General features: G+C 53.9%; 6 protein-coding genes and 1 pseudogene. 6 read left to right on the forward strand and 1 reads right to left on the reverse strand.

Features of this window, described 5'->3' with window-relative positions:
- The 6 genes and pseudogenes from Q0362_RS01460 to Q0362_RS01485 form a co-directional block, all read left to right on the forward strand.
- A pseudogene (locus tag Q0362_RS01460) lies at window positions 1-105 on the forward strand (phosphoribosylaminoimidazolesuccinocarboxamide synthase); the annotation flags it as partial.
- Window positions 106-759, forward strand: coding sequence for a YitT family protein (locus tag Q0362_RS01465; protein ID WP_298119025.1), 654 nt, complete (start codon window positions 106-108; stop codon window positions 757-759).
- A gap of 51 nt (window positions 760-810) precedes the next feature.
- On the forward strand, window positions 811-1269 hold the full coding sequence (locus Q0362_RS01470; RefSeq protein ID WP_298119027.1) for a hypothetical protein: 459 nt from the start codon (window positions 811-813) through the stop codon (window positions 1267-1269).
- 87 nt (window positions 1270-1356) lie between these two features.
- Complete coding sequence (locus Q0362_RS01475; protein ID WP_298119029.1) at window positions 1357-1959, forward strand: DUF305 domain-containing protein; 603 nt, start codon at window positions 1357-1359, stop codon at window positions 1957-1959.
- Window positions 1959-3452, forward strand: a complete 1494-nt coding sequence (locus Q0362_RS01480) for a multicopper oxidase family protein (protein WP_298119031.1) — start codon at window positions 1959-1961, stop codon at window positions 3450-3452. The genes Q0362_RS01475 and Q0362_RS01480 overlap by 1 nt, the downstream gene beginning before the upstream one ends.
- Window positions 3453-3469: 17 nt before the next feature.
- Window positions 3470-3682 (forward strand): heavy-metal-associated domain-containing protein, encoded by a 213-nt coding sequence (locus tag Q0362_RS01485; protein ID WP_298119033.1) that lies wholly within the window; start codon window positions 3470-3472, stop codon window positions 3680-3682.
- Between the two features lie 9 nt (window positions 3683-3691).
- On the opposite strand, the gene Q0362_RS01490 is transcribed toward Q0362_RS01485, so the two are convergent.
- Window positions 3692-4858: alpha-amylase family glycosyl hydrolase (locus Q0362_RS01490; protein ID WP_298119036.1), on the reverse strand; the 1167-nt coding region annotated here is incomplete at its 5' end.

Below are 4858 nucleotides of genomic sequence, written 5' to 3' on the forward strand. Positions count from 1 at the left end.
TCTGCGAACTGGGACAAGACCGGCACCCCTCCCGTCCTCCCAGCCGACATTGTCGAGCGCACTGCAGATCGCTATCGAGAACTCATTAGCCGAATGCTTGGCTAAGTGAAAATCCTCAACGCCATCTTTGAGGTGCCCCGCACGGGTGCCCCATTGTGGAAGCGCGTGATCCTGGTTGAGATCGGGCTGATCGTCTGCGGCTTCGCTTTTGCCATCATGCTTCAAGCAGCAATTGGCTTGGACCCGTGGGATGCGTTCCACCTTGGTTTATCCAAGGCAACCGGAGTCTCCATCGGTCTCGTGGTGGTCATTGTCGGCTTCGCCGTGATGTTCCTCTGGATCTTTCTCAAGCAGAAGCTCGGAATCGGAACAATTCTGAATGCCATCACCATTGGCCTGTCCATTGACTTCTTTATTACCCTGATTCCGAAGGCTCCAGACTTCTGGTGGGGCTTGGGTTACTTCATCGTCGCCATCTTGATTAATGGTCTGGGCATCTCGATGTATATCGGTGGCGGCTTAGGTCCTGGTCCTCGAGATGGCCTGATGACGGGACTTGTTCGTATTACTCAGCGCCCCTTGTGGATTGTCCGAACAGCTATTGAAGTGGTTGTTCTGGGACTGGGCTGGGTCATGGGCGGAACCGTTGGGGTAGGAACAGTTCTATATGCATTTGCCATTGGGCCCGTGGTCCACGTGATGCTGCCCTGGTTCAACCTGGACAAGGTCAAGGAGCCTGAAGACCTCGAAGGCCACTAGCCGGAATCGATTCCTAGCTGGTTCATAGGTTGTTCTGTAACAATGTGGACTATGAAACGTCATGCAGGTTTACCCGCGATTTTCGCCATGGTGACTGTGGCGTTCCTTTTTGGCTTGGCGCCTGTATTTCATGCTGTGTGCGTCTCGGCCCTTGGTGCAGCTTCCGCTCCACACATGAGTCACATCATGGGTGATGGCACTGTCATGAATATGTCTTCAGATATTGCACCTGAAGTGATGAACATGGATACCTCAGAATCGAAGACTCTCGTTGCAGTGGGAACAAACCAGAATGCTGAGACAGCAAACATCTTGGGTACCATCATGATTACTGCTGGACTCAGCCTGCTGACATTTCTTGGCTTGCGCTATTACACACAAGTGCTTGCTCGAAGGTTTGTGATTGCTGTGCCTGAACCAATCCATAAGAAACTTTCTCGGCTTGGACAGGCACGAGCCAGGCCGCCGAGCCAAGTCAATCTCAACACACTTTGTATTTCTCGAACATAAGCCACACGTCACCGCGCGTCGGCGACGTCCGTTGCCAGCGCAGACAAAAGTACACACACTTTTTTATTGACGTAAAGGAACAACACAATGTTTGAAAAGAAATACCGTATCGCTGGAATCGCTGCCCTCTCTCTCGCGGGAGCGCTCACTTTCACTGGATGCACCATCAATTCGGGTGGAACCAATTCCGACTCAAACGGCATGATGAATAACTCCATGATGGACAACAACCAGAGTGCCTCAGACTTCTCGGGAACCGACATCATGTTCGCGCAGATGATGATTCCTCACCACCAGCAAGCCGTGGACATGTCCACCCTTGCTGAGACCCACACCACCAAGCCTGAGGTCCTAGCCCTGGCCAAGCAGATCAAAGATGCTCAAGCTCCTGAGATCAAGCAGATGACGACATGGATTAAGTCTTCTGGTGCCGGTATGGAAATGGGTCACGACATGGGCATGGGTGGCATGCTCTCTGACGAACAAATGACCGCACTCGACAATGCACAGGGCGCTGACTTCGACAAGCTCTATCTCGAAGGCATGATTGCCCACCACGAAGGGGCCATTGAAATGGCCCAGATGATTACCGGGTCAACCAATGCCGAAGCCAAAGAACTGGGTGGCAACATTGTAACCAGCCAAACCGCTGAAATCGAGAAGATGAAGCAGATGCTGGCGGCACTGTGATGAGTAGTTCCGAAACAGGCATTTCTCGCCGAACAATGCTTATCGCCGGTGGAACTACGGTTGGAGCGCTCGCAGTACTTGGCGGTGGCTATTGGCTGGGAACCACCGTGGGGCAAAATATTGCTGGTGCACCAGAAAACGACTCAGTGCCCGGCTCTGGAAGAGAGCCAGAGATTCTGCGCAGTTCCGGCGGCACGCTCACCGTGGATCTCGTTGCTGCCTATACCGAGGTCACCATTGCAGGGAAAGCTGCCCGGCTAAAGACCTACAACGGCACAACCCCCGGCCCCACCTTGATGGTGAAACCTGGTGACGTGATTACGGTGAATTTCACGAACAACCTTGGCGAGCCCACGAACCTGCACATGCACGGTTTCCACGTCTCACCTTCAGGCAATAGTGACAACGTATTTGTTCACATCGCCAACGGTGAAACGTTCACTTATGAATACGTTCTTGAGAAGAATCACCCTGCCGGCCCCTATTGGTATCACCCGCATCATCACGGCATGGCCGCTGATCAGGTATTTGCTGGGCTCTATGGTGCAGTAGTTATTGAGGACCCTAAAGAGATTCCTGTCACCACAGAACGTGTTCTCGTTATCTCAGATATTTCAATCCAGAGTGATGGCAACGTCTCAGGCGCAAACATGATGAGCAAAATGATGGGTCGCGAAGGCGACATACTTTTGCTCAACGGACAAATTCAGCCCTCGTATTCAACTCAGCAAAATGCTGTTGAACGATGGCGAATTGTGAACTCATGCACGTCTCGGTATCTGTCACTGAGTTTCTCCGGTGGCTCAGCTGTGCTGTTGGGGAAAGACTCTGGTCGCTTTGCCACTCCTCGTCAGATAACAGAAGTCTCCCTCGCTCCAGGCAACAGGGCGGACCTCCTCATCACCATGGGAGCAGAACCTGTAGCCCTGAGTTACACCACGGTGCCACACCCTGACGCCATGATGATGGGCACCTCCACCCAGGAATATTCCAACTACCCGCTCGCAACTTTTATCCCCGGCAGCTCACAAGCCACCACAGTTGGGGCAATCCCGCCACAACAATCCGGTCCGGATCTGCGTGCACGTGAGATTGCAGCAGAGCGAACTTTCACGCTGGCCATGCCTGGCATGGGCGGGATGGGTGGGATGGGAAATATGAATGGCGGCTTCACTATCAATGGTGAACCCTTCAACATGGACACCATTAACACGTCGGTCAGTCTGGGCACCGTGGAAGAGTGGACGATTGTGAATTCCACCACAATGGATCACCCTTTCCATCTCCACGTGTGGCCGATGCAGGTCCTCTCTATCGGGGACAATTCGGTAACAGATGTTGAATACCAAGATGTGGTGAACGTTCCCGCAAATTCGCGCAGTGTGGTTCGCATGAATTTCGACCGATTCGACGGACTAGCTGTTTACCACTGCCACATTCTCGATCATGAAGATTTAGGAATGATGGGCATTATTGAAGCCAACCCTGCCTGACAAATGAGGAGTATTCGATGACAACAGCAACATTCACCGCCACAGGGATGACCTGCCAACACTGTGTGGGCAGCGTCACTAAGGAAGTGTCCGAGCTTGCACACGTGACATCTGTTTCCGTTGACTTACCCAGCGGCACAGTGACCGTCGAAAGCGACGCCTCTATTCCTCAAGATGAGATCATCGCTGCCATCGATAAGGCTGGATATCCAGCCGTCGCAATGAACTAATTCTGCTCTTTAGTTCTGCAACGTCACGAAAGCTTGCCACGGAGCAAGCACATCACTCTTCACTCCAAGCACTGCATCGCCTGAAACTCTCTCAGGTAACACAACCTGGTCATTCGAGAGATTCGCAACAACCGTCAGCACACGACCGTTCAGCTCACGCGTGTAAGCGAAGAGCTGCTCGTGTTCAATCCAGAGCATGTCGAATGAACCATTGACCACAACATCCATGCCGTGACGCATTGAGATGAGCTTTTGGTAGTGGTGGAAGACCGAGTCGGCGTCGGCAACAGCAGCTGCCGCGTTGATCTCGGGGTAGTTAGTGTTGACCGAGATCCAGGGTTCACCAGTGGTGAACCCAGCATTGGCAGATTCATCCCATTGCACGGGCGTGCGGGCGTTGTCGCGACCCTTGTAGCCGACCGCGTTAATCACGGTCGAAAGTGGGATGCCCTGCTCGGCGGCTTCTGCCGCCCAGTTGAGCGTCTCGAGGTCGCGGTACTTGTCGAGCGTCGTGAAACCGTGGTTGATCATGCCGATTTCTTCGCCCTGATAGACGTAGGGCGTGCCACGCATGAGGTGCAGGATCGTGCCGAGAGCCTTAGCGCTCTGCACGCGGTGCTCTGCACTGTCGTTTCCCCAGCGACTCACGATTCGCGGCTGGTCGTGGTTGTTCCAGTACAGCGAGTTCCAGCCGACCTGCTCGAGGCCCTTTTGCCACTTGTTGAAGTTCTCTTTCAGGGCGGGAACGGTGAACGGCACCAGGTCCCACTTGCCGAAGCCACCAGGCTTCGAGTCGAGGTCCATGTGTTCGAACGTGAACACCATGTTCAGCTCGTGGCGGTCTTCACCCGTGTACTCCTGGGCAAGTTCGACGGTGCATCCGGGCATTTCGCCGACGGTGATCAGGCCCTTGTCGCGCAGAACTTCGCGGTTCATCTCCTGCAAGAACTCGTGGATGCGCGGACCGTTCATCCACGGACCAAACAGGTCATCACCGTCGCTGAAGTCTTGGCGCTTCGAGATGAGGTTGATGACGTCCATGCGGAAACCGTCGACGCCCTGCTCGAGCCACCAGTTCATCATCTGGTAGACGGCGGCGCGAACATCCGGGTTCTCCCAGTTCAGGTCGGGCTGCTTCTTCGAGAAGATGTGTAAAAAGTATTGGCCGGTGAGTTC

It is taken from the genome of uncultured Aurantimicrobium sp., from assembly GCF_936931525.1.
In the GTDB taxonomy this organism is placed as follows: Bacteria; Actinomycetota; Actinomycetes; order Actinomycetales; family Microbacteriaceae; genus Aurantimicrobium.